Genomic DNA, 22,938 nt, shown 5'->3' with positions numbered 1-22,938 from the left:
CCTTATTGAGGTGCAGGAGAGGTTTATATATAGGGTTTTACAATGAAAATCATTTTCTTCAAATTGATCAAGATGAGCTCGTCATAGTTTGCAGGGATGAGGAATTAGGGGACATTGTAAGATTATCTTTCAATACAATTTTTACAAAACATCAAGGAATGGATGAATGCGAATGAAGATCAGACACGTAAGTCTTGAAGATGCAGAACAGGTGTGTCATCTAATTCTACGAGTTGAAAATGATTCAAAATACATGTTGTTTGGTCCGGGAGAACGGATGGTTACTAAAGAGCAGCTTCACTCACGAATTCTTGCGATGGAAAGTGAACAACGGTCTACTATTATTGTAGCGGAATCAGATGACAAGCTCGTAGGATATCTCATGGCAAGCGGAGGTAGCTCCAATCGAACAAATCATACTGTCTACCTCGTAGTCGGGATTTTAACAGACTATCAAGGACAAGGAATTGGAATCGCACTCTTCGAATTCCTAGAACAATGGGCTAAACAACAAAACATCCATCGTATGGAATTGACTGTCGCTCATCCCAATGAAGCAGGCATCCGGTTGTATAAGAAAATGAAATTTACAATTGAGGGGACGAAGCGGAATTCGCTTTATATCGATGGGAATTATGTTGACGAATACTATATGGCCAAACTCATATGATGCACTGGTGGAATTGTGTTTCCTTAGTAGGTTGGGGCAGCTTAAACTTATATTTGAAGGTGATGAAATATGGAAATCCGAAAACTGAAAGCGGATGAAATTCCTCCAATGGATTTACTAGTTTTGGCAGATCCATCGAAACAAAAAATTGGAGCGTACCTCGCAAAAGGTGAATGCTTTGTAGCAGAAATCGACCATCGGATCGTCGGTGTCTATGTACTATTGCAGACAACTCCTGGAAATGTTGAAATCATGAATGTGGCAGTAGCAGAAGACTTGCAGGGAAGAGGAATTGGTAAGGAACTAGTGTTGGATGCAGTCCAACTAGCTAAGAACCAAGGATTCGCCACTATCCATGTAACGACAGGGAATTCAAGTATCGGTCAGTTGGCGCTTTATCAAAAGTGCGGATTCCGGATGGTAGGTATCGACACGGATCATTTTATCATTCATTATCCTGAAGAGATTTTTGAAAATGGGATTCAGTGCAGAGATCGGGTGCGATTCACTCTGAAGTTAAAACCCATGTAACATCATAATCGGCCGCACTGAAAAGAAAAAAGAGTTTTAAGCATGATCGATCCGGAATTACGGCTACTATTGAGGAGGAAAGGCTATGATTTTAGGATTAGTTCAAGGGGAAATTCAATTGGTGGAGCCTCAAGTTGGATGGCAAGAGGAATTCCAGAAGACTCGTCAGACAATCCATGATGCCTCTGGTTTAGGGTTCGATAGAATAGAGCATATCGGCAGTACATCGATCCACGGCATCAAAGTAAAGCCGATGATCGATATCGCGCTTGGAGTGGATGATATTCACCAGGTTTCTGTTGAATTGTTGAAAAGCTTGAAATCCATTCAATTTTACCGCCTCCAAGTCGTATTAGAAAACGAAGTCGTTCTCGCAAAGTTTTTGGATAATGGAAAACTGGATACGAAAACGCATATTATTCATTTAGTCGAGTATGAAGGTCAGAAATGGGATGATTTTCTATCATTTAGAGACCAGCTGAATGCTTCAGAGTCTTTAGCTAAGGAATATGAAGTGCTGAAGATGAGTTATTTGTTGAAAGGCACCGGGGATATGAACGACTATACAAAGTATAAAGAGGAGTTTGTTAGACGTATTGCAGAAAGAAGGTAAATGGATAGCGATTAAAGCTTGGAGTGGTGAAAAAGAAAGAGGATACTAGCATAATTTGGATGAGTCCTTTCGATACTGCAATAATGCAAAGATGTCGGGTATTCTACGCATTCCATTATGCTTACCTATCTTTTTCTCAGAGTATAGTCTTGGTAGATGAATAATGGATTTGCGATAATCGATATCAATACGAGAAGAGGTGCCTTTTGAAAAAACAATTATTTTTCTTGCTCACTTTACTCATTATTCTGACAGGGTGTTCAGAAAGTAGGGGCAAAACTAATACAATCTCCGTTTCGGATGTAACGGATCGTGAACGAAGAATTCAATGAAGCAATGGTATGGGTCGAAAAGTATGAAAAAGGGATCTTAGCCGATGACCCAGTTTCATCTCTAAGTTCACCCGTTGATAACAATGGAATGATTATTTTCTCAATGCAAAGACCGATTTCAGAATTCGACAAAACTATAGTTAACGTTTCCATTAGTAATGACGAAGGAAGTAGCTCGGGACAAAACCTTGATGATCAACCTAAAAAGTTTGAAGAAATGTCCAGTGCCTACAGTACATTTGATGGTGAAGCGAAATTTGTGGGGGATGAACTCATACTTGCAACGATATGCTTTTCTAAAAACAACGAAATGGGGTCACTGACCACTGAGTATTATGAAAATCCAGAGGCTCATTTGGAGTAGCTAACTAATTTTGACTTGGTATATGTCTTGAAATCGCAATTTAAAAAATGAAGGCTCGATGAAGGTGGCGGCGCGACATGATTGTTTCAGTGATGATGATTGGTTTATTTCTCGGATTAGGAACTCTCTTCATAAATGGAAAAGGAGCATCGCTTATTGCAGGATATAATACGATGTCTGAGGAAGAAAAAGAAAAATATGATCGAATTCGGTTGTGTAAGTTCATGGGCAAGATGATGTACGCTTTGGCACTAAGTATGGTTCTTTGGGTATTGAGTGACTTTTTAGATAAACCTTGGCTTTTGTATGTGGGATTGGTGTTGTTCTTAGGAATTGTACTTTTTATGATTATCTATATGAATACCGGAAATCGATTTCAAAAAACACTATCTGAGTGAAATTGCGTCCATTGATTAAAAACTAATGAATCTGGAAGGAGGTTGAATATGAACTATGAACTCGACCATATCGGTATTGCAGTCAGAAGTATCGAAGAAGCGCTTTCTTTTTACTTAGAAGTGCTGAAGGGAACATTGGAAGATCGGTATACGAGTGATGCGCCTGGTGTTGAAGTGCATGTAGCGGTTGTAAGAACCAATGGACAAACCATCGAACTGCTTGAACCGACGAATCGAAATTCACCGATTGCGAGGTTTATTAGACAAAAAGGAAAAGGCGTTCATCATGTCGCATACCGAGTGGATAATTTAGAACAGGCGATACTCGAAGCAAGAGACAAAGGTATCCGATTTCTTGAAGACACATTGCGCACGAACGCCCGAGGACGACGGCTTATTTATATCAATCCTGCTTCTACGGAGGGAACATTATTTGAGTTATGCAGTTATCCTCAAGAGTGATGCCGTTCTTATCCCAAGCAAAAAACAGAGATCCATGGTCTCTGTTTTGCGTTTTGGTTAACTCGACTACTTATTGAATTGTGATTCGTCCATTATCTGATTTTAGACGGATGGTATGCTCGCCAGCTCCGAAAACGGTACGTGAATTATTTTCTCCGAATACGTCTACTCGCCCATGAGCGGTTTTGGTTTGAATGCAAACATTTGTCGGCTTTTCATCGGTTTGAATCAGTATGCTGCCGTTGTCTGTTTGCATATCGATGTTGCGATCTAAACTTTTGGTAATCAGTGTAATTCGACCGTTGTCCGTTTCACCTGCGATATTTCCGTTCACGTGACTCAACTCGATACGGCCGTTATCCGTTTCTACAGCAATCGAATCTGCTTCGACGTGACGCATTTCAATGCGACCATTATCGGTTTTCGAAATGATCCGGTCAGCTTGCGTATTCGTGACTTCGATGCGCCCGTTGTCCGTTTTCGTTTCAAGAATACGAGTCGCAACCTCACGTAAGTCAATCCGGCCATTGTCTGATTGAATGTGAAGAGATTGACTGAGCAGCTTTTCTGCACAGATCCTGCCATTATCCGTTTTCAGCGAAATTGCATCATACAGTTTCTTTGGAATCGAAACTTTCAAGACTGCACTTTTCATTGAAAAGCTGAACATCATAAATCGGGGGCGGAGACTTTTCAGCTTTACAATCAGTGTGTTTCCATTCACCTCAGCGAACAGTTTGAGTTTGTCGTTGCTCCCTGTCAGCTCTACTGTTGTTACATGATTTTCAGAAGGAGATAGGAGGAGGACGCCGTGTTGAGCTTCAATGGAAATATCCTTGAAACTGTCATCTTGGATACGGATGACTTCAGTGGTATCATCCGTGTGAACTTCTTTACTCGGCTCAGGGTAAGATGCGAGCAGTTCGTTGGCAATGGAAATAGGTGACCCCAAAGACCCTGTGATTTCATCGTCTGATTTACCGTCTTCGCGGCCGTCCACGAAGTATTCCCGGATGTCCTGTACGATGTCTTGCCGTTCTTCTGAAGGAAGCCGTCTCAATAAGCCTTCAAGTTCCTTAACGTATTGGTTTTCAGTCATTTTTGATACCCTCCTTGATAAGTGTGTTGACACCTAGTGAAAAATGTTTCCATTCCTCTAATTGCTCGTGGAGATATTCTCGTCCGGTATCCGTTAACTTGTAATATTTGCGAGGCGGACCTTCCGTCGATTCTTTAAGGTATGTCGTGAAATACCCTTCTTTTGTTAATCGGCGTAATAAAGGATAAACGGAGCCTTCCGAGATTGCGATTTGATCGGAAATCTTTTGCACCAATTCGTACCCATAGCGATCCTGTTTGTCAAGAAGGACTAGCACACAAAGGTTCAAGACACCTTTCTTAAACTGGATGTTCACATTGATCCCCACCTTTCACTACTATTTTATAAACGGTACTGGTTCAAACGGGGTACCGATAATTAAAGAATATCACTTAGTAGTGTTCATAGCAAGGTACTGTGAAAATTCTTTTTCTTGTCACTCTGTAGTCTAATCCGCAAAACAATATGTTGATTACGTCTAATGGGGAAATAGTCGTAATCCATGGAACTGTGGAGTGAAAAAATTATGGGCAAGTGGCAGGTCTGGAGGATTAATACGAAAAGGATTTATTATTTGTTCTTTTATTCAGAAGACGATAATAACTGAGAGTGAAGTTACTTTATTCATCTTTTGGATGCTCTGTTTTATACGCTGAACAGGGGGCGTGGCTCTAATTTTTAAGATGATTATTTTTTGAATGCTCAGCACACGTCTGAATATCGAAATCGTTAAAAAAGCTAAGCCCCGTTGCGATAACAACAAAGGGGGCTTAGCCGGCATATTAATTAGCAATCTTTTTTGTGAGGATGATAGTCATTATTATTCGATACATAAGATGCACCGATGATGATCAAGAGAATGAATAGAACCACTAATAGCGCAAAACCGCTTCCGTTACCTCGACCTCCACAATTTCCACCTTGAGGACCGTAACCACCGTATCCTCCATAGCCACAAGGATCACATCCATAACCCATAGTTTTCACCTCCTCAAACGTTCAACTTAAAAATGTAGTCATAAGCAGTTCGGGTAAATGGTTATCCAGATCCGCTCATCCCACTTCCACGTTGCCTATGTTGATAGAGTATGCAAACAGCATATCTGTGACTGGGGTATTCACACAACTGATGATTTTTTGGGTGTTGTCCCCTTTGTTGGATACTGTTCGATCATATACTGCTAGAGGTTGACCAGATGGGAGGGTGAAATATGGCGAAGGAAAACATGCACCAGATGTGTAACCGTCATTGCGGTAAAGCAGTTGCAATCCGAACAAAAGATGGTAAAGAACATCGGGGGATTATCCAGCACGTGGATAATCGGCACGTGTACTTACAACCGATGAATGGTATCAGAAATTTGGGCGGGTTTGGCTATGGATTTAGCGGTTATGGTTATAGAGGAAGAGGATTTGGATTAGGAATCGCATTAGGTGCTATTGCGACGCTTGCGTTAATTCCGTTCTTTTTTTGGTGAGTTGCTGATGTAAGTCTAGAGAGGCAGCGCTGGACAATAGCGGTTGCTGTCTCTCTGGTTTTTGTTTCGTAATTGCTTAACCAGATGGATGAAGATTTGAAATGACTTTCGCGTTTACGCTCATAATATCGTTGATACATAAGTGATTCGTATTCAGATAGCTTCCCACTAAGTAATAACCTACGCAATATCCAGCCATTCGAGGAACACCATCCCATCCGAACAGAAACTGATTGTGCAAAGGGTGTGATTTCAATAATTCTTTTTGAGGTGAGATGATTTCATCCCAAATCTTTGCGAGCTTTCCCTTGGAATGTAAATTCGTCCAGGACGCAGTGAATGCGTCCCCAAGTCTTTCACGTACGGCATGCTCCGCAAGACCCTCTAATATGATTGAATCCAGCAACGTGTAGGATTTCTCCTCCTTTTTTGTATGCCATAATCGACAGACGTGATTGTATTCATGTATGAATAACGCTTTCAATTCATGCTCTGAAATGTTCTCAGGAACAAATAGGAAGAGTTTATCGGAAAATGCTAAGCCGGCTTTTCCGTTCGTTTGCTTCATCAGTTTCTTGTCTGTTGTATTCGAGGGTAAAATAATGATGGGGACATCCGGACCTTTCCATTTCTTTTGAAGCGCCAAATGTTCCATTTCCACAACCGCCCAAATATCGTTTTCGATCATAGTATCTACAAGTGTGAATTCTCTTTTATCGCGCTCATGATACATACCATGTAACCGAAAATATTCATATATTTCTTTTGCAGAAATACCAGGGAACAATGGTTCTAGCTTTTTACATAGCTCAATGGGATTTTGATAAAGCTCATTCAACCACTCATTAGTTTTCATGACAGGCATTGTAACCCTCCTTCGTATCTTATTGTATGCATCGGTAATTGAAAGAACAGAAATCTACCAGTCGCACTGCGATGAGAAGTACTTTTGAATGTTCAGCGACATAAATGTCCCTGTTTATTGTATGGAACATCCTTAATCTGTTGAAATCTGATCATAAAGGCGCTCATGTAAAGAGTATTCTTGCAAGTCAATCAATATCATGTTAGACTGATAGCAACTAATCTGAACGGGGGTGGGAAGAATGAAGAATTCAGTAGCGCAGGCATGTGTTCAAGTTGATACTTCAACGTATATTGCACGTGTCATTACTTACGATTTTTTGGAGAACGGGATACGTATGTCCTTTTTTAGAACACCAAAAAATTACAGCGCAACTGATTAACTTCACTCTTTTCACGAAAAGACTGCTTGTTAACGGGCGGTCTTTTTTGTTTGCCTGAAATCAGTGCGCTCCTGGAGGCACTTACAATGCATATCAAAGCGGAAAATCTGACAAAATCATTTGGCGGAACAGTCATACTGGATCAACTCACTATGGAAGTGAAATCTGGAGAACATGTTGCACTCGTTGGAAGGAATGGGTGTGGAAAAACAACACTGTTAAGCCTGCTTGCAGGTATTGAATCACCTGATAATGGTCGTATTATTCAAGCAAAGGACAGTAAAATCGGATATTTACATCAGATTCCTGCCTATCCACACCATCTTGTTAAAGACGTTTTATTAGAGGCATTTAACGAGCTAATTGGTATTGAACGCCGTATGAAAGAACTTGAATTACAAATGGCAACTGACGCTTCTGATCGAATCTTGAGCCGATATGGAGGACTACAAGAGACGTTTATGGAACTTGGTGGCTATGAGATGGAATCCAAGATCACAAGCATCGCAAATGGATTAGGGATTACTCACTTTTTCCAGCATGAATTTGAGGCATTAAGCGGCGGTGAGAAAACAAAAGTGATGTTGGGTCAAATCTTACTGAAAAATCCCGATATCCTTCTTTTGGATGAGCCGACGAATCATCTGGATTTATCTGCCATTGAATGGTTGGAGCAACACATACGACAATTTCCAGGAACAGTGGTCCTGGTTTCTCATGACCGTCAATTCATGAACCGTGTCGTCGATAAAGTCATTGAGTTAGAAGATGGACAATGCTGGTTGAGTCATGGAAATTATGATGCTTTCCTTTTGAACAGGGAGGCTAAATTGGAACAGCAGTTTTCGGAATACAAAGAGCAGCAAAAGAAAATCAAAAAAATCAAGGAAGCGATCCGTCGACTGCGTCAATGGGCAAATGAATCTTCGCCACCAAATCCGGATCTATTCCGAAAGGCGAAGTCGATGGAGAAAATGCTTGCAAGAATCGAAGTAGTCAAAAAGCCTAAAAAGGAGAAAGCCATGAACCTGCGTTTAGAAGCGAGTGAACGCAGCGGAAAAGAAGTCGTTCTTATCGAACAGCTAAGTCATCGTTATGCCTTACAGCAGCCAATGATTTTTGAAGACATTTCACTGTCTGTCTACTGGCAAGATCGGTTAGCGATAGTTGGAAATAATGGTACAGGAAAATCCACGCTATTAAAAATGATCTTGAACCAAGTAGTTCCATCTGAAGGCAGAATACGCATTGGAAGCAATGTCACAATCGGATACTTGGCTCAGCAATTTGATACATTGAATGATGAATTGCGATTGATCGATGCTTTCCGTGAAGAACTCTCGATGAGTGAGCCTGACGCACGGCATGTCCTCGCGCAGTTTCTGTTTTATGGTTACGATGTCTTTAAGAAAGTGAAAGATTTAAGTGGTGGAGAGAAGATGCGGCTCCGACTCGCACAACTGATGCAGCAAAATATCAATTTGCTTATTTTAGATGAACCAACCAATCATTTGGATATTGAAAGTCGGGAAGTTCTTGAAGATACACTTGAGAGTTTCGAGGGCACAATCATCGCGGTGAGTCATGATCGTTATTTCTTGCAGAAGCTGTTTACGAAGATTGCATGGATTGATCAACAGAAGATGACCATTCACGATGGTGATTTTGAATTTGCTCATCGGAAGCAAGTTGAAGAGTGAACGAGGAGGTACTTATGCGTCGGATACTAGTTATGGGTGTTTCTGCGGGGGCAGGAAAATCGACATTTGCTCGCAACTTAGGAGAAATACTCGATTATCCAGTTACCTTTTTAGACAGTTTATATTTTGAACCAGGTTGGCAAGAGGTGCCTTCGGAAGTATTTGAACAGCGTCAGTTGGATGCGACGGCGGGTTCCACTTGGATTATTGAAGGGAATTACTCGAGAACGGTGTCAGTGCGTGAAACAAATGCGGACACGGTTATTTACTTGGAACTCCCTCTGTATCTGTGTTTGTTTCGCGTACTTAAACGTCGGATTCGGTATCATAAGCAAACGAGACCGGACATGGGAAAAGAGTGTCGTGAAAAATTGGATTGGGTATTCCTCAAGTATATTGTGACTACGTATAGACGTCGAAGAGTGGATATGCGAAGTCGAATGCGTAACTATACTGAAGAAGGAAAAAATGTGTTCCTTCTTCAGTCACGGAGACAAATAAGAGAGTTTCTTCAGATGGTAGAGAGAACACAAATAGACGAGCTGCATTAGCAGTTCGTTTATTTGTGTTTCTCTATAATTACGAGTACTATTATCTTTAATTAAGAGTAATTTTCTCGAAATAAGAGGGGGATTTATAAATGGAACTCAAAGGGATTCATCACGTATCAGCAATTACTGCAAATGCAGCAGATAATCTATATTTCTACACAAAGATCATGGGCATGCGTCTTGTGAAAAAGACAGTCAATCAAGATGCTCCTTCGATGTATCATTTGTTCTATGCCGATGAAGCAGGAAATCCTGGCACGGAGTTAACGTTTTTTGAAATCCCACGTGCGGGTGCAACACGGGCAGGAACAAATAGTATTTCATTAACCTCTTTACGAGTAGCGTCTGACAAAGCGTTACAATTTTGGCAAGAGCGATTTATGAAGTATGGGGTTGAACAAGAGGCGATATTAGAACGTATTGGGCGCAAATCGATTCGTTTTACTGATGCCGAAGGACAACGACTCATGCTCGTCTCGGATGAAACAAATGATGGAGTCGCTGGAGGTGTACCCCAAGTCCATGATGAAATCCCTGAGGAGTTCGGCATAATAGGTCTAGGGCCAGTTACTTTAACTGTTGCGAATGGGGAATTGACTAGACATTTGATAGAGGAAGTTCTGAAATTCAGACCAGTTGCAACCTATCCTTCTGGTAAGGACGGCCAGCGTGATATTGTCGTCTATTCAACTGGGGAAGGTGGAACTGGTGCGGAACTTATTCTTGAAGAGCGTACGGATTTGCCGACTGAACGACCAGGCCGCGGCAGTGTTCACCATGTCGCATTACGCGCAGCGGATCAGGAGGAACTGTTACAGTGGATTGATCGATTGACGGAGATGAATGTCTCGCACTCTGGATTTATTGACAGATTCTACTTCCGTTCTGTCTATATAAAGGATCCGAATGGCTTAACGATTGAATTAGCGACGGACGGACCAGGATTCGATACCGATGAGCCGTTTGAAACGTTGGGAGAGTCATTAGCATTGCCGCCATTTCTTGAGTCACGCAGGGAGGAAATTGAAAGACGGCTTACACCATTAGATAGTGGGCAATGAGATAAGATAAAGCATGGTTTTATTGGATTAGGGATGCTTGAAGATTGTGGAAGGCGAGGTAATCGGAAGGAAAGTTGGTTTATATGGAAAAGCGATAGCGGTTGTAGCAATATATTTTCAGATATGTGAGCGTAATCTACGGTTATGATCACATTTTCGAGTTTATGAGCGGAATCCGTGATTTATGATCACATTTTTGAGTTTATGAGCGGAATCCAAATTTTATGATTACTTTTCCAGGTTTATGAGCGAATTCGTTCATTGCTATTCATCACGTCACCTCACATGATTAGCAAATGTAAAAAAAGCAGCCGCGGCTGCTCTTTTTACGTGGTTTCCTTTAAAATTTCATCTACAGTTGCATTCACTTCGTCGCGCTTCATCTTCTCTTCGCCTTTTTCAAGCGCAGACAATGTCTTTTTCGCAAGCGCTAAAGGAATCTTGCAGAAAAGCACGATGTTTTTCGTCTGGATTTGCTTCATGTATTCATCCGCCATCGCTAGATTTTGTCTGGCATAGTCAAACAAATCTTCACGCGTCCAGCCTTCGGGTAGGAAGCGGACCCCTCGCTCAGCATCTTCATCCTGGTTGCGCAACATATTGACCGCTTGCAAGCCTCGACCATATCCGATGGCAAACTCGCGATCTGTGATGGTCCCATCATATTGCTCCCAGATATCTGAAAGCATAACACCGACAAGTCCCGCCACATAGTACGTATATTCGTCCAAGTCTTCTTTTGTTTCGATTTGAAAATCTTTTTCTACCCATTTCGCCATACCATCCGCCATGATTGCCGTGACGTTACGGACATTTTCATATAGATCAGGCGGGCATACTGCGAGCCAATCCGCTAAACGAAGTGTCACTTCAGGCAACTGTCCTTCTACAGGCGATAAGAGATCAGCATAATCCGCTTCATTGAATCCATTGCGAAGAAGTTCTGCGGTAGCACGAAGTAAGGCTGACTTTTTTTGTGGATCGAGTTGTTCATGATCTTCAATTTCATCGATTGCACGCAAACATAGATATGCAGAACCGACTGTTTTACGAAGAGTTGGGTTCAATAATTTAATAGGTATGTAGAACGTACGGCTCGTCGCTTTAAGAACGCGCATCGCATCTTTTTGTAAGGCGGCTTCATTCATGTCTAAATCCTTCTTTCCATAAAACGATGTTGTTGACTCTAGTGTATACATCATACCGCTTACGCACGGTCTTTTCCATTGAAAGCCACTTGAGTGTTTGATGGATATTCAGTCGTTCATCGTTTCCTTACATCGTATTAGTTCAATTCAGTCAAATCCCGCTACCCGTTATTACACGATTGAAATACCGAATGTACAATAAATTCCTCTAAGTCGAAACAAATATAGTGAACTCCAAGCGTTGCTGGTAGCATAGCTGATTCATATTATTTAGGGACAGGTTTCATGTTGTGAGTTTTGGGAGAGTCATCACACGCTAGAGCGTTCCAAATTACGTGGAAGTGTGTCTGAAGTCAACAAGTAAATGATTGTTTGAGGAGCGGATTGCTGCTAAAAGCATCCACTCCTCTTGTTTTAGTTAGTTATCTGAATTATCATTATAATAAGTGTTTATAGTGGAGGAGGATGTTGATGACTAGTCAATTTAATGTTGAAAGACTTATTGATCATGTACAGTCTGTGCGAAGAAATACGTTAGGGGATTTGCTGCTTAGAACAAGTGAGCGATTTCCCAAAAAGCATGCGCTCGTATTTAACAACCAACGCCTTACGTATGAAGAGCTGGATGCCCTAGTGAATCGCACTGCAAATGGACTATTGTCGAATGGGATAAAGAAAGGCGACTTCGTCACGGTCATGTCTAGAAATAGCTTGGATTTCGTTGTTCTTAACTTTGCTTTAGCCCGCATCGGATCGGTCATGGTGCCGATCAATTACATGCTGACCGAAGACGAGATTAGCTACATAATCGAACACGCCCAGATTCATGCAGTATTTGCTTCTATGGAATTCACTGCAATTATGGACAAATCGCTGAATCATCACAAAGTGGCGCAAAAAGTATTCATCGGGCAATTAGATGATTATGCACCAGATCAATGGGTTTCCATCCATAGCATTCGCAAGGAACATTCCTCCTCGCTACCGGATATTGAAGTAGAAGATGACGATGTTGTGCACGTGTTATATACGAGTGGTACTGAATCACGCCCTAAAGGTGTAATGCTCAGTCACAAAAGCCTGATTAGTGAATACGTCAGCTGCATAATCGACGGAAAAATGAGTGCTGATGATGTCGTCATCCATGCGCTTCCTCTATACCATAGCGCGCAGTTGCACGTCTTCCTTGGACCAAGTGTTTACCTAGGTTCGACCGGAATCATTCTGGAAGTTCCAACACCTGAGGCGATTTTAAGAACAATTGAAGAAGAGCGAGCGACGTTACTGTTTTGTCCTCCAACGGTGTGGATAGCTCTTCTCCGCCATGCGGATTTCGATAAAAGGGATTTATCTACTTTGAAAAAATGTTATTATGGCGCTGCTATTATGCCAATGGAAATCCTGAAAGAACTAAAAGAACGATTACCAGGTGCTTCTCTGTGGAATTTTTACGGTCAAACGGAAGTCGCCCCTCTTGCCACGGCACTTCAGCCCGAGGACCAACTTAGAAAACTCGGATCGGCAGGGTTGCCAAGTCTGAATGTGCAAACTAGAATTGTGAACGATCAGGATGAGGAAGTCCCACGGGGGGAACTAGGGGAGATTGTTCATAGAACCCCACATGCTATGAAAGGATACCTGCACGATGCAGAAAAAACAGCCGAAGCTTTCCGTGGAGGATGGTTTCATAGCGGCGACTTAGGAGTCATGGATGAAGAAGGTTACTTAACTATTGTAGATCGAAAAAAAGATATGATCAATACGGGCGGGGTGAACGTTTCCAGCAGGGAAGTTGAGGAAGTCATCTATCAAATGGAGGGCGTGTCGGAAGTGGCGGTCATTAGTATTCCCGATCCATATTGGATTGAAGCCGTGACTGCAATAATTATACCGAAACCAGGAATGGTACTGGAAGAAAAAGAGGTCATCGAGTTTTGTAAGAAGCGGTTATCATCATTTAAAACACCAAAGTTCGTAGAGTTTACAAATGAGCTCCCTAAAAATCCTAGTGGTAAAGTTTTGAAACGGACATTGCGAGCGGAATATTCGGACAGAAGCAGTACATGAATGCCTGTTAGTCAGGCGTTGTGATCAGTTTCAAAGTATAAATGAGCATGCAGGCTGCATCCGGGGTTAAATTGACTTTGACAGTGGGGACAGTTGGATTGACAGGTTAAGTACTGCGCGATGGTCAGTTCGTGTCCACAACTTCCGCAAAGGATGGCTCTTTGATCAAAGCGATCCTTTGGCCAACGCTTTGGCTGCTCGCATCCAAATTGTGCATGACATTCGAAACAAGGGAAATACTGATTACAGCAATAGAATTTGATGGCGATCCGGTCCATTTCTTTATGATAATGTGCACATCTTGTTTCACGATCGACTTGGCTTCCAAAAACATTTTGCCCATGAATGTTCATTTAACTTTCAACTCCTTTTTGTTTATTGTAAGCTAAAAGATGAATATAGACAAAAAGCGTGAATTTAAGCAGGTTCACATCATTATGATGCATACTACAGCACCTTTTGTGGTATACACAAGTAGGAAGGAGGGATTGCTGAATGACATTTGTCCATATTGGCGTGTTTTTACTCGCTGTATCGTTCGCGATATTTGCAATTTATTTATGTATTGTGCTTACACGAATTTCCGGATTGTTGACAACTGTCGGAAGTACGGCGAACCGTATGGCAGACAAAGCTGACGTCTCCATCAAAGAATTGGAACTGACAATTGTTGAGGCGAGAACTTCGGCGACTGACGTACAACTGAAATTAGATGCTTTGAACAGCGTAGCAGAAACTGCTAAAAACCTAGGGGATACGATGTACACTGCAACAGATAGTGTTCATGGAATGGTGAAAACCTATGCCAAACAACCGGATTTACCGGGAACTAAGCCTTTTGTGGGGCTAATACAGTTGGCGGAGTTTGCTTCAAGCCTCTTCTCTACATGGAAGAAAGCTGAAAACATAACGAAATGATGGAGGGATGAAGATGAGTTTAACCGGAATTGGAGTACTCTTAATAGGGGTCGCCTTTCTCATTCTAGCGATATACATAGCGCGGGTGTTGAATGGTGTTGCTGGTACACTCGGCGGAGTGAACAAGACGCTTGAACAATTACCAGACCAACTAGATGGGATAATGGGAGAAACGGGACAGCTGATACGTCATTCCAATGATACCCTGTCTGATGTGAATGAGAAATTGGGGAACTTGACTCCGATGTTTGAAGTTGTCGGAGATGTCGGAAACACGACACGCAATTTAACGGCTTCACTTCATAACGTAACAGACGCTGGAAAACGTAAAGTGGACGGTTTGGACGAAAGCACTCGTAACAAATCGATAGGTGGCCTGTATGGAACAGCAGCTCTCGGTTATTTCGCAGTACGTAAGAGCATCGCTATGAAAAAGTCATCAAGCTACCTACGACCAGGGACCTTACTCGGTGAAGGGGAGAAACGCGCAGTGGACATTCAGCGGATGAAAGCTGAAGCAGCTGTTGCTGCAAAATCCGGTAAGTATGTGAAGAATGATTTATAAGCGTAATAGAAAAAACGCTGGCAGCTGCCAGCGTTTTTGTTTGGAGAAATCGTTCTTTATTGTAAACTGAGTTTAAAACTTATGCGTCAAGAAAGAACCGCTTCAACTTACTTTGATAAGTACTGAGGATAGAAGGAAAGCGTCAGATGAAAGGAGATATTGACATGAAAAAGCCGGTGCTTGTTTGCACCGGCCTGTTACTTACTTTTTCAGGAGTTTTGTTTCTGTCTTCAATTCTTTCTGGTTTTGTTGAAGGTAGAAGAGGAACGAAAGGAAGCCATATAAGCCCTGATACCGCTCACGTCGTGTTAAATTTGCTGCATTTGCGGTATTTTCTTTTAGTGTATTCGTTTTAGTCAAAGCGCTTTGTGTAAGGGAGCGGGCAGCTTCACCAGTATCTCCGACTATCTTGAAAAGAGGAGTGATTTCATGTACTTGCTGATTCACGTTCCCAATCGTCTCATTACTCGTATTCAATACGAGTTGTGCTTGTCCAGTTACGTCATCCACTACATTTGGTAACTTTTCAGTTGTCTGTTTCAAGTTCTCCATTACGTCTCCGAGATTTTTGAGAGGTTTGATCAGAATCACGACTAAAACTGCAAAGGCGATTCCGATGACCAATACACCAATACCCATCCAATCCATCTACATCACCTCTAAGTTAGTTTTTCTGTTTCGGTTCCGGTAATCTTTTCTGAGGAGAGGGGAGTAAATCCTGTCTCTCTCTCTTTTGTTTGTTCGGTTTTGAGGAGTAAGAAGCATTCGTCTGTTTTGCTTTTTCCCGTTTTGTCCGAAAGTAGATGCTAGCGGCAATTCCTGTTATGGTATTCGCTTTTTGCATCAAGTCCTTATACTTCGGATCAGGATTACTGATCTGTTCAGACAGTGATTGAAACGACTTGTTCATATGTACCGTTGAATCGTCCAATTTTTCAGCTGTCTTCGAAACACTGTTCAATGATTGCATTTTACGCTCTACATCTTCTGTAATACGGTTCGTATTTGCGAGTAGCTCGTTTGCTTGATCGGTAATCCCGTTTAACTTGCCCTGCATGTTTGTTAATGTTTCGGACACTTCATTCATCGTCGCTTTAGCACTCTTTAATGTGATAATCACGAATACTGCGATGAGAAGAAGTGATAGTGCGGCAATCGCTGCACTGACATACAAAAGAATCTCCATTCCACAACCACTCCATTCTGACTGACGTCTGCTACTTAACCCACATACCTAGTTGTACCACTATTTCATTGTGCATAAACACTTCATAAGATGCAAGTTCAACTATAGTAGAAACCCATCGCGATGAACATCATCAAAAAAATCGGGATTCCTGCCTGGAAGAATACTTTCGGACTCATGGAAAACACTTCGGAAGGGGAACGCATGGAATCCAAGTCTTCTTTTGTATGCTTCAAAGACAATACCTTTCTCATACTACTATTAAAAAAATCAAATGATCCTGTGCGGAAGATGTAGATAATTCCTCCTACAAAGAGCAGGAGGCCACCAACATAGAAAGAAGTATTAATATACGACAACAATGATATTCCTGCATTTAAAAGAAAAGATAGAATGAAAATGATAAATTGACCAAATAAAAACAACAGCGCGATTTTTTTCAAATTTCTAACCTCTTTTTCTAGATCTTAGTGATATTCACTATGTATAATACAATACTATTACAAGTTTAACAAAGAAAAACCGTTAAGAAACCGCTTACCGGCGCAATTCATTGACAATTCACACTCGTCAATTGGTTATGTCTAGTAAAATTTCTTTTCAAAAACACTTTGACTTAAGAGAATTTAATTGTATAATGAAATAGTGTTAATTCTTCAGACAATTATAAAAAGGGGGGCTATATCTTGAAGAACACGAAATGGTTGTTACTAATGGCGATGACATTAGTACTAAGTATCTTCCTTGCTGCATGTGGCGGTACAGAAGAGAAAAAGGAAGATGCTTCAAAAGAAGATAGTAAAGATGGAAATGCAACTGAAACACCTAAAAAAGAAGACGGTGAGCCAGATGCTGAGCAGATCTTGAACTTAGCTGAATCTGCTGCTATCCCTTCTGTTGACTCTGCAATCGTTGAAGATGCAGTAGGATTCAACGTATTGAACAACGTGAACGAAGGTCTATATCGTCTAGATCAAGAAAACAAAGCGATTCCAGCAATGGCGGCTGAAGAAGCTGAAGAAAGTGAAGATGGACTAACTTACACGTTCAAACTTCGCGACGCAAAGTGGTCTGATGGATCACCAGTAACTGCTGACGATTTCGTATTTGCTTGGCAGCGTGCAATCGATCCTGCAACTGGATCACCTTACGGACCATTCATGATGTCTGGTACTGTGAAAAACGCTACAGCGATCAGTGAAGGTAAAATGGATAAAAAAGAACTTGGAATCGTAGCGAAAGACGAAAAGACTTTGGAAGTGACGCTTGAGCGTCCAGTTCCATATTTCCTTTCATTGATGTCATTCGGAACGTTCTACCCGCAAAAAGAAGCATTCGTTACTGAAAAGGGCGATGCATATGCTACAAACTCGGATAACCTTCTATATAACGGACCATTCACACTTACTGATTGGGACGGCACTGGCGGAAGCTGGGTTTACAAGAAGAATGAAGAGTATTGGGACGCTGAGAATGTAAAACTTACACAAATCAATGTAAACGTAGTACAGGATTCAGCTACTGCAGTAAAACTTTATCAAGACGGTAAGCTAGACCGTGCTGGAGTATCAGGCGATTTGGCAATGCAATACTCTACAGATCCTGAAGCTGTCGTACAACCGGAAACTTCTGTATTCTACATGAAGTTTAACCAGAAGAAACTTAAAGAAGAAGAAACACCACTTGCAAACGTAAACATCCGTAAAGCAATCGCTAAATCATTCCAAAAAGAAGACCTTGCAGATGTTGTACTTGCTAACGGTTCACTTCCTGCAAACTTCCTAGTACCTAAAGACTTCGCATTTGACGAAAGCCAAAAAGATTTCCGCGATATTAGTGGAGATCACTTGACTTATAACGTTGAAGAAGCAAAAGAATTCTGGGAAAAAGGTTTGAAAGAGCTTGGAGTGGATTCACTTGAACTTGAAATCCTAGGTGGAGATACTGATCTTTCGAAAAAAATGGACGAGTACTTCAAATCACAGCTTGAAACGAATCTTGAAGGCTTGACTATCAAATTGAAAGAAGTTCCATTTGCAGTTCGTCTTGAATTGGATGAGAAGCAAGATTACGATATTCAAATCTCTGGTTGGGGCCCTGACTTCCAAGACCCGATTTCATTCCTTGACTTGTTTGTAACAGACGGAACGAACAACTTGATGTCTTACTCAAACCCTGAGTATGACAAATTGATTGCTGATTCTAAAGCGGAACTTGCATTGAAGCCAGCAGAACGTTATGAAGCATTTGCAAAAGCTGAGAAAATTCTTTTAGAAGATGATGCAGCAATTGCTCCAATTTATCAGCGTGGATTGATTTTCCTTGAAAAACCTCACTTCAAAGGCCTTGTAAGTCACCCATTCGGTGCTGACTATAGCTATAAGTGGGCTTACATTTCAGGTAAAGAGTAAGCGTTAGGCAGCTGAATAGTGGGAGTATATGGTGTTAATTCACCATATACTCTCTTTTTAATAATAGGAAGTATTGCGAATGTTTTGTAAGTGCTTTCATTTTGAAAACAAACCATATGACCGGTTTCACATAGAGGGGTACATAGATCAGGAGGTGCACCATGGTTAAATATATTGGAAAACGAATAATTTATATGTTCATCACAATGTTTCTCATTGCGACTGCTACATTTTTCTTGATGCAAACGTTACCGGGTTCACCCATTGCGTCTTACAGTAAATTGAATGATACGCAAAAAGCTGTTGTTGAGAAAAAATATGGAATCGATAAACCAAAGCCTGTTCAATATGCAATCTACATGAAGAACTTGGCAAAAGGTGACTTAGGAACATCATTTGCGTTCAAAGGAAAAAGCGTTAATGACCTTCTTGCTTCCAGGATGAAACCTTCCTTTATTCTCGGAGTCCAAGCAATGATCTTTGGAACGATAGTTGGGATATTACTAGGAATGATTGCGGCACTGAAACAAAATACTTTCTGGGATTATGGAAGCACCTTTTTTGCGATATTAGGAATTTCGATTCCTTCGTTTGTGTTTGCGACTCTTCTTCAGTATTACGTTGCTTCGCAGTGGCACCTTCTTCCGGTCGGACTTTGGAATGACGGTTGGAAATCCAGTATCCTTCCTTCTCTCGCGTTGGCGATGGGTCCTTTAGCATTATCTGCACGTTTTATCCGTACAGAAATGATTGAAGTTATGGGGTCTGATTACATTACGCTTGCGAAAGCAAAAGGGGCAACTGGTTTTGAAATAGCATTTAAGCATGCGTTCAGAAATGCTTTGATTCCTTTAATTACCGTTTTAGGTCCGGTAGCTGCCGGTTTAGTAACAGGTTCACTTGTAGTTGAGCAAATATTTGCGATTCCTGGAATCGGTGAGCAATTTGTTTCCTCAATTATGGTGAATGACTTTGCAACAATTATGGGTACTACATTATTCTTCTCCGCATTCCTAATTGTTGTCATCTTTATAGTGGATATATTATATGGTGTCATTGATCCTCGTATCCGCGTGGCTGGAGGGAAAGCATAATGAAAAAAGATATAGAACAACTGCCACAAGAACAATTCGAGCGGATTCATATCGATAGCTCAAAAGCCGAGCGAATTGAAAAGCCAAGTTTAAGTTTCTGGCAAGATGCTTGGTTGCGCCTTCGTAAAAACAAAGCTGCTATTGTTAGTATGGTTGTGCTTGTTTTGTTAGTAATTATGGCACTAGTCGGACCTCATTTAAACGGTCATGATGGAACTACTCAAAACTTAAGACATGCAAATCTTCCTCCTAAAATGCCTGGTATTGAAAAACTTGGAATTATGGACGGGGTTGGGAACCTGAGTGGTAAAAAAATAGATTTGTATGCTATGAAAAAAGTAGATGAGTACTATTGGTTCGGTACAGACGGTTTAGGTCGTGACTTATTTACACGTCTTTGGGAAGGAACTCAAATCTCACTGCTCATTGCATTCGTTGCTGCCATGATTGACTTGGTTATCGGTGTAATTTACGGAGGGATTTCTGGTTACTTCGGCGGTCGTACAGATGATATCATGCAACGAATTGTTGAGATTCTGATTGGTATTCCAACATTGATTGTTGTTATTCTTATGCTTATGATCATGGAACCGGGTCTCATGGCCATCATCATCGCTATTTCCATTACCGGGTGGATTGGTATGTCACGTATTGTTCGTGCTCAAATACTAAAATTTAAAAACCAGGAATTCGTATTAGCAGCTAGAACGTTAGGCTCGAATGATTCTAAGATAATTTCAAAGCATTTGTTACCTAATGTTCTGGGGATTATTGTAATTAATACGATGTTTACGATTCCAAATGCAATTTTCTTTGAAGCTTTCCTCAGCTTTATCGGGCTAGGTTTACAACCTCCTAATGCTTCACTAGGTACTCTCATCAATGATGGGTTCAAAGTTATGGAATTCCAACCTTATGTATTATTGTTCCCAGCCCTTGTCATTAGTATTTTAATGATTGCATTCAACTTAATCGGTGATGGATTACGTGATGCACTCGATCCGAAAATGAAAGACTGATAGGAGGAAAGCGAAATGAGTAAAATATTACAAGTTAAAGATTTAGAGCTTTCCTTCCATACGTTTGCTGGTGAAGTGAAAGCGATTCGCGGTGTGAATTTCGACTTGAACAAAGGAGAAACACTTGCGATTGTTGGAGAGTCGGGATCTGGTAAGTCAGTTACGACAAAATCCATTATGCGACTGCTACCTGAATCGAGTTCTGAATTCAAAAATGGAGAAATTCTTTTTGACGGCAAAGACTTGACGAAAATACCGGAACGGGAAATGCAGAAAATCCGAGGAAAAGAAATTTCGATGATCTTCCAGGATCCCATGACTTCTTTGAATCCGACGATGACCATTGGTAAACAAATAATGGAACCGATTTTGAAGCACCAAAAAGTCAGCAAAGAGAAAGCACGTAAAGTCGCGATTGAATTGTTGAATATGGTAGGAATCCCGAATGCGGAAAATCGGTACAAAATGTATCCTCACCAGTTTTCAGGGGGGCAGCGGCAACGTATCGTCATTGCGATTGCGCTTGCATGTAATCCGCAAATCCTGATTGCCGATGAGCCGACAACTGCATTGGACGTTACGATTCAAGCTCAAATTCTGGAACTGATGAAAGATATCCAAAAGAAAATTGATACGTCCATTATCTTTATCACCCATGATCTTGGGGTGGTAGCAAACGTAGCAGACCGCGTAGCTGTCATGTACGGCGGAATGATCGTTGAAATCGGGACGGTCGATGAAATCTTCTATAATCCGCAACATCCTTATACATGGGGGCTATTGAGTTCCATGCCTTCGATGGATCTGAATGAAGAGAAGTTGTATGCAATTCCAGGAACACCACCTGATCTGTTGAACCCACCAAAGGGGGATGCATTTGCTCTTCGCAGTGAGTATGCTCTGAAAATCGACATGGAAAAGCCACCGCCATTTTTCCAAGTGAGCGACACGCACTATGCTGCAACTTGGTTATTGCATCCGCAAGCTCCTCAAGTGGAGCCGCCAGCAGGAATCATAGAGCGTATGCGTACTTTTCCAGGCAGCAGATACTATGAAGCGACAGGAGGGCGTGCGTAATGTCTGATGTGCTACTCGAAGTCAAAAATCTTAAACAATATTTTAATGTAGGCAAGCCATCCGAAGTGCGTGCGATTGACGATATCAGTTTCGCCATTAACCGTGGGGAAACGTTCGGTCTGGTCGGAGAATCAGGGTGCGGGAAGTCTACGACGGGCCGCACGATCATCCGGCTTTACGATGCAACTGATGGGGAAGTTCTCTTTAATGGAGTAAATGTACAAGATAAGAAAACCAAAGCTGCGAATAAGGATTTCAACCGGAAGATGCAAATGATCTTCCAAGATCCATATGCTTCTCTGAATCCTCGGATGAAGGTTATGGATATTATTGCAGAAGGTATCGATGTCCATGGACTTGCGAAATCTAAAAAAGAGCGTAGAGACATGGTGATCAATTTACTTGAAACAGTTGGATTGAATCGCGAACACGCAGAACGCTATCCACACGAATTCTCTGGTGGCCAACGTCAGCGGATAGGGATTGCACGTGCACTCGCGGTCGATCCTGAATTCATCATCGCAGATGAGCCGATCTCTGCATTGGATGTATCGATTCAAGCACAGGTCGTCAATCTGTTAAGAGATTTGCAGGAAGAGCGCGGTTTGACGTATTTGTTCATCGCACACGATTTATCGATGGTGAAATACATTTCTGACCGTATTGGCGTCATGTACTTCGGGAAACTCGTTGAAATGGCTCCTGCAGATGAGTTGTATCGTAATCCAATGCATGCGTACACGAAGTCATTGCTTTCTGCAATCCCACTTCCAGATCCAATTTACGAGCGTTCACGGGTCCGTACTCCATACAATCCAAAGGACCACAACTATGGTGCTGGTGACCATGTGGAGTTCCGAGAGATTGCTCCTGAACACTTTGTTCTTTGTTCCGATAAGGAATTTGCAGAGATGAAAAAGAATTACGTTCCAAAAGAATCCTAATCA

The 22,938-nt window shown here is 41.5% G+C and carries 28 protein-coding genes; 19 read left to right on the top strand and 9 right to left on the bottom strand.

Annotated features, from left to right (window positions below; all coding sequences use genetic code 11):
- The first annotated feature begins 172 nt into the window (after nucleotides 1-172).
- The 6 genes from H9659_RS14175 to H9659_RS14150 all read left to right on the top strand — a co-directional run bounded on the left by H9659_RS14175 (nucleotide 173) and on the right by H9659_RS14150 (nucleotide 3,370).
- Nucleotides 173-670, top strand: a complete 498-nt coding sequence (locus H9659_RS14175; RefSeq protein ID WP_191691747.1) for a GNAT family N-acetyltransferase — start codon at nucleotides 173-175, stop codon at nucleotides 668-670.
- A 69-nt stretch (nucleotides 671-739) separates the two neighbouring features.
- A complete protein-coding gene (locus H9659_RS14170) occupies nucleotides 740-1,201 on the top strand; it encodes a GNAT family N-acetyltransferase (RefSeq protein ID WP_191691745.1) in 462 nt (153 codons plus the stop codon).
- A gap of 85 nt (nucleotides 1,202-1,286) precedes the next feature.
- Entirely contained in the window at nucleotides 1,287-1,814 is a 528-nt protein-coding gene (locus H9659_RS14165) for a GrpB family protein (protein WP_191691743.1), read from the top strand.
- Between the two features lie 312 nt (nucleotides 1,815-2,126).
- Nucleotides 2,127-2,510, top strand: coding sequence for a hypothetical protein (locus H9659_RS14160; RefSeq protein WP_191691741.1), 384 nt, complete (start codon nucleotides 2,127-2,129; stop codon nucleotides 2,508-2,510).
- Between the two features lie 77 nt (nucleotides 2,511-2,587).
- Nucleotides 2,588-2,908: a DUF3784 domain-containing protein gene (locus H9659_RS14155; RefSeq protein WP_191691739.1), complete on the top strand. Its 321-nt coding sequence runs from the start codon at nucleotides 2,588-2,590 to the stop codon at nucleotides 2,906-2,908.
- A gap of 48 nt (nucleotides 2,909-2,956) precedes the next feature.
- On the top strand, nucleotides 2,957-3,370 hold the full coding sequence (locus H9659_RS14150; RefSeq protein ID WP_191691737.1) for a VOC family protein: 414 nt from the start codon (nucleotides 2,957-2,959) through the stop codon (nucleotides 3,368-3,370).
- Between the two features lie 70 nt (nucleotides 3,371-3,440).
- On the opposite strand, the gene H9659_RS14145 is transcribed toward H9659_RS14150, so the two are convergent.
- The 3 genes from H9659_RS14145 to H9659_RS14135 all read right to left on the bottom strand — a co-directional run bounded on the left by H9659_RS14145 (nucleotide 3,441) and on the right by H9659_RS14135 (nucleotide 5,447).
- On the bottom strand, nucleotides 3,441-4,469 hold the full coding sequence (locus tag H9659_RS14145; RefSeq protein ID WP_191691735.1) for a DUF4097 family beta strand repeat-containing protein: 1,029 nt from the start codon (nucleotides 4,467-4,469) through the stop codon (nucleotides 3,441-3,443).
- Entirely contained in the window at nucleotides 4,462-4,785 is a 324-nt protein-coding gene (locus H9659_RS14140; RefSeq protein ID WP_191691733.1) for a PadR family transcriptional regulator, read from the bottom strand. Before H9659_RS14140 ends, H9659_RS14145 begins: the two co-directional genes overlap by 8 nt.
- A 470-nt stretch (nucleotides 4,786-5,255) precedes the next feature.
- On the bottom strand, nucleotides 5,256-5,447 hold the full coding sequence (locus tag H9659_RS14135) for a YjcZ family sporulation protein (RefSeq protein WP_191691731.1): 192 nt from the start codon (nucleotides 5,445-5,447) through the stop codon (nucleotides 5,256-5,258).
- Nucleotides 5,448-5,680: 233 nt separating this feature from the next.
- Between H9659_RS14135 and H9659_RS14130 the strand changes: the two genes are divergently transcribed.
- Nucleotides 5,681-5,947, top strand: coding sequence for a hypothetical protein (locus H9659_RS14130; RefSeq protein WP_191691725.1), 267 nt, complete (start codon nucleotides 5,681-5,683; stop codon nucleotides 5,945-5,947).
- A 76-nt stretch (nucleotides 5,948-6,023) separates the two neighbouring features.
- Here the strand turns inward: H9659_RS14130 and H9659_RS14125 are convergent, their stop codons facing one another.
- Nucleotides 6,024-6,812, bottom strand: coding sequence for a DUF2268 domain-containing protein (locus tag H9659_RS14125; protein ID WP_191691723.1), 789 nt, complete (start codon nucleotides 6,810-6,812; stop codon nucleotides 6,024-6,026).
- A gap of 241 nt (nucleotides 6,813-7,053) precedes the next feature.
- Here H9659_RS14125 and H9659_RS15705 point away from each other — a divergent pair, with 241 nt between their 5' ends.
- The 4 genes from H9659_RS15705 to H9659_RS14110 all read left to right on the top strand — a co-directional run bounded on the left by H9659_RS15705 (nucleotide 7,054) and on the right by H9659_RS14110 (nucleotide 10,506).
- Complete coding sequence (locus tag H9659_RS15705; RefSeq protein ID WP_318240739.1) at nucleotides 7,054-7,194, top strand: RAxF-45 family protein; 141 nt, start codon at nucleotides 7,054-7,056, stop codon at nucleotides 7,192-7,194.
- A gap of 86 nt (nucleotides 7,195-7,280) precedes the next feature.
- Nucleotides 7,281-8,894 carry a ribosomal protection-like ABC-F family protein gene (abc-f, locus tag H9659_RS14120; protein ID WP_191691720.1) on the top strand — a complete coding sequence of 538 codons (1,614 nt, stop codon included), beginning with the start codon at nucleotides 7,281-7,283 and terminating at the stop codon, nucleotides 8,892-8,894.
- 14 nt (nucleotides 8,895-8,908) lie between these two features.
- Nucleotides 8,909-9,445 (top strand): P-loop NTPase family protein, encoded by a 537-nt coding sequence (locus tag H9659_RS14115; protein ID WP_191691719.1) that lies wholly within the window; start codon nucleotides 8,909-8,911, stop codon nucleotides 9,443-9,445.
- Nucleotides 9,446-9,534: 89 nt separating this feature from the next.
- A complete protein-coding gene (locus H9659_RS14110; protein ID WP_191691717.1) occupies nucleotides 9,535-10,506 on the top strand; it encodes a ring-cleaving dioxygenase in 972 nt (323 codons plus the stop codon).
- Nucleotides 10,507-10,832: 326 nt separating this feature from the next.
- On the opposite strand, the gene H9659_RS14105 is transcribed toward H9659_RS14110, so the two are convergent.
- A complete protein-coding gene (locus tag H9659_RS14105) occupies nucleotides 10,833-11,654 on the bottom strand; it encodes a squalene/phytoene synthase family protein (RefSeq protein ID WP_191691714.1) in 822 nt (273 codons plus the stop codon).
- Between the two features lie 471 nt (nucleotides 11,655-12,125).
- Here H9659_RS14105 and H9659_RS14100 point away from each other — a divergent pair, with 471 nt between their 5' ends.
- Nucleotides 12,126-13,721 (top strand): acyl-CoA synthetase, encoded by a 1,596-nt coding sequence (locus tag H9659_RS14100; protein WP_191691713.1) that lies wholly within the window; start codon nucleotides 12,126-12,128, stop codon nucleotides 13,719-13,721.
- A gap of 11 nt (nucleotides 13,722-13,732) precedes the next feature.
- On the opposite strand, the gene H9659_RS14095 is transcribed toward H9659_RS14100, so the two are convergent.
- Nucleotides 13,733-14,074: a CHY zinc finger protein gene (locus H9659_RS14095; RefSeq protein WP_191691711.1), complete on the bottom strand. Its 342-nt coding sequence runs from the start codon at nucleotides 14,072-14,074 to the stop codon at nucleotides 13,733-13,735.
- 142 nt (nucleotides 14,075-14,216) lie between these two features.
- Between H9659_RS14095 and H9659_RS14090 the strand changes: the two genes are divergently transcribed.
- Nucleotides 14,217-14,639 (top strand): DUF948 domain-containing protein, encoded by a 423-nt coding sequence (locus tag H9659_RS14090; RefSeq protein WP_191691708.1) that lies wholly within the window; start codon nucleotides 14,217-14,219, stop codon nucleotides 14,637-14,639.
- A 13-nt stretch (nucleotides 14,640-14,652) separates the two neighbouring features.
- Nucleotides 14,653-15,204, top strand: coding sequence for a DUF948 domain-containing protein (locus H9659_RS14085; protein WP_191691706.1), 552 nt, complete (start codon nucleotides 14,653-14,655; stop codon nucleotides 15,202-15,204).
- 201 nt (nucleotides 15,205-15,405) lie between these two features.
- Here H9659_RS14085 and H9659_RS14080 read toward each other — a convergent pair whose 3' ends face one another.
- The 3 genes from H9659_RS14080 to H9659_RS14070 form a co-directional block, all read right to left on the bottom strand.
- Nucleotides 15,406-15,852 (bottom strand): DUF948 domain-containing protein, encoded by a 447-nt coding sequence (locus H9659_RS14080; RefSeq protein ID WP_191691704.1) that lies wholly within the window; start codon nucleotides 15,850-15,852, stop codon nucleotides 15,406-15,408.
- 16 nt (nucleotides 15,853-15,868) lie between these two features.
- On the bottom strand, nucleotides 15,869-16,390 hold the full coding sequence (locus tag H9659_RS14075; protein WP_191691702.1) for a DUF948 domain-containing protein: 522 nt from the start codon (nucleotides 16,388-16,390) through the stop codon (nucleotides 15,869-15,871).
- Nucleotides 16,391-16,488: 98 nt separating this feature from the next.
- Nucleotides 16,489-16,833 (bottom strand): DUF3899 domain-containing protein, encoded by a 345-nt coding sequence (locus H9659_RS14070; RefSeq protein ID WP_191691700.1) that lies wholly within the window; start codon nucleotides 16,831-16,833, stop codon nucleotides 16,489-16,491.
- A gap of 243 nt (nucleotides 16,834-17,076) precedes the next feature.
- Between H9659_RS14070 and H9659_RS14065 the strand changes: the two genes are divergently transcribed.
- The 5 genes from H9659_RS14065 (at nucleotide 17,077) to H9659_RS14045 (ending at nucleotide 22,935) form a co-directional block, all read left to right on the top strand.
- Entirely contained in the window at nucleotides 17,077-18,801 is a 1,725-nt protein-coding gene (locus H9659_RS14065) for a peptide ABC transporter substrate-binding protein (RefSeq protein ID WP_191691698.1), read from the top strand.
- 161 nt (nucleotides 18,802-18,962) lie between these two features.
- Nucleotides 18,963-19,895, top strand: coding sequence for an oligopeptide ABC transporter permease (opp3b, locus tag H9659_RS14060; RefSeq protein WP_191691696.1), 933 nt, complete (start codon nucleotides 18,963-18,965; stop codon nucleotides 19,893-19,895).
- Nucleotides 19,895-20,914 carry an oligopeptide ABC transporter permease gene (gene opp3C, locus H9659_RS14055; protein ID WP_191691694.1) on the top strand — a complete coding sequence of 340 codons (1,020 nt, stop codon included), beginning with the start codon at nucleotides 19,895-19,897 and terminating at the stop codon, nucleotides 20,912-20,914. Before opp3b ends, opp3C begins: the two co-directional genes overlap by 1 nt.
- A 15-nt stretch (nucleotides 20,915-20,929) precedes the next feature.
- Nucleotides 20,930-21,991, top strand: coding sequence for an ABC transporter ATP-binding protein (locus tag H9659_RS14050; RefSeq protein WP_191691692.1), 1,062 nt, complete (start codon nucleotides 20,930-20,932; stop codon nucleotides 21,989-21,991).
- Nucleotides 21,991-22,935, top strand: a complete 945-nt coding sequence (locus H9659_RS14045; RefSeq protein WP_191691690.1) for an ABC transporter ATP-binding protein — start codon at nucleotides 21,991-21,993, stop codon at nucleotides 22,933-22,935. The genes H9659_RS14050 and H9659_RS14045 overlap by 1 nt, the downstream gene beginning before the upstream one ends.
- Nucleotides 22,936-22,938: the final 3 nt, after the last annotated feature.

The sequence above is a fragment of the Sporosarcina gallistercoris genome, from assembly GCF_014836415.1.
In the GTDB taxonomy this organism is placed as follows: domain Bacteria; phylum Bacillota; class Bacilli; order Bacillales_A; family Planococcaceae; genus Sporosarcina; species Sporosarcina gallistercoris.
This window is presented reverse-complemented; position numbering and strand designations above follow the sequence as displayed.